The following is a 1,401-nucleotide window of genomic DNA, read 5'->3' as shown; positions in this document are numbered from 1 at the left end:
CTCACCAAGCGCATAACGGACGAGACCACACCAACCTGGCGAGGAACCTACTAGGACATAAAGGGCAAACTACTCTCACCAAATGCCCCCTTACATGAGGTCGCTGACACGCCCCTCAGCCGGCTGGCGATCTTCGCCAGCGGAAAACATGGCCGCGCAGGCCGGAACTGGACCACCCGCTACACCTATGGGTGGATCAGTCGGCTCGGGGTCTACCGCCTGACCGGAAACGTACGCAGGGAGGCGGTGCATGCCAGTCGGTGAACGGTGTCGGAAAGCCGTGTGCGGGAGAACTGCATGCACGGTTTGAAGCGGCGAGGCGACCCTGCTCAGGCCGGCGGCACTCGGTGAACGCCCCGTCGTCCTGGAGGCGTACCTCGAAGTCTACGGAGCACGGGGGATCCGGGGCGTATCCCCACTGGCGGCGGGCCGCAGCCGCCGTGAGCGGCGGTTGGGGGAGGCTGCCGGTGAGTGCTGATACACGTATCTGTCGGTATGCGTGTCAACCGTCGGGTGTCAATATGGAAGATGTCTACAATATTGATAGGCTGAAGGCATGCCCAACCCTGACAAGCGATACGCCAAGGGCGCGCGCCGCCGTGAAGAGATCCTCAAGGCCGCCCTGGAGGTCCTGGCGGAGCACGGGGTCGCGGGCCTCACCCACCGGGCCGTCACCGAACGCGCGGGCTGCCCCTTCACGTCCGTCTCCTATTTCTTCGGCACGATCGAGAACCTTGCGGTCGAGGTGGTGCAGCTCATCGCTGAGAACCTCGACGCGCACCTGGATGCCCTCGGCCAGCGGTTCGGGGACGGCGGCGCCAGCCCGGCAACTGTCGCTGCCGAGTTCTCACAGCTCCTGACCAGGTATGCCCAGGCCCTGGAACTGGCCCGCTACGAGGTGCTCCTTCATGCGGTGCGGAACCCGAACCAGTCCGAAGCGCTCGACAGTATCGTCCGGAAGATGGAGCATGTCGCGGAGGTCGCCCTTCGCGCCGCGGGAGCCAGGAGGCCGGAGGCCGGTGCCCGCGCCTTCGCGGCCTTGGCTGAGGGGTTCAACCTGTACCACCTCGTCGACCCTCGACCTGACGACGTCGAGGCGGCGCAGGCGGCGTTTCGCGCTCTCTTCATTGCCTATGCCATGGACGGGCAGGACCTTTCCTCTTGGGAAGAGCGTCTGGGGACCAGGCCCGCGGCCCGCCACTCCGAATGAGTCGAAGCGGCTGTGGCCCTGAGGTGGTGGAGGGGTCTCGTTGAGGGTGCTTCGCGGCCTACCTTGTTCTTTTTCCTCCGGCCTCGAACGACGCCCCGAACGGTGTCCCTCACATGGGGATTCGCCGGACATGAGGGCGGCCTTCGTCTGATCCTGTGCTCCGACCAAGGTGCACGTGACCACGACGAAGG

Annotated in this window: 1 protein-coding gene; it reads left to right on the top strand. The window is 65.4% G+C overall.

All coding sequences use genetic code 11. The annotated features are described in order from the left end of the window. The first annotated feature begins 556 nt into the window (after window positions 1-556). Window positions 557-1,210 (top strand): TetR/AcrR family transcriptional regulator, encoded by a 654-nt coding sequence (locus ACFWIC_RS41080; protein WP_380522328.1) that lies wholly within the window; start codon window positions 557-559, stop codon window positions 1,208-1,210. Window positions 1,211-1,401: the final 191 nt, after the last annotated feature.

Origin of the sequence: Kitasatospora sp. NPDC127035, assembly GCF_042726075.1 — a bacterium.
GTDB lineage: Bacteria > Actinomycetota > Actinomycetes > Streptomycetales > Streptomycetaceae > Kitasatospora.
Note: the sequence above shows the minus strand (reverse complement) of the source record. Positions and strands in the feature narration are given on the sequence as shown.

Excerpts from the sequence above, each read along its gene's own strand:
- ACFWIC_RS41080 (WP_380522328.1), top strand. The coding sequence starts at position 557 with ATGCCCAACCCTGACAAGCGATACGCCAAGGGCGCGCGCCGCCGTGAA.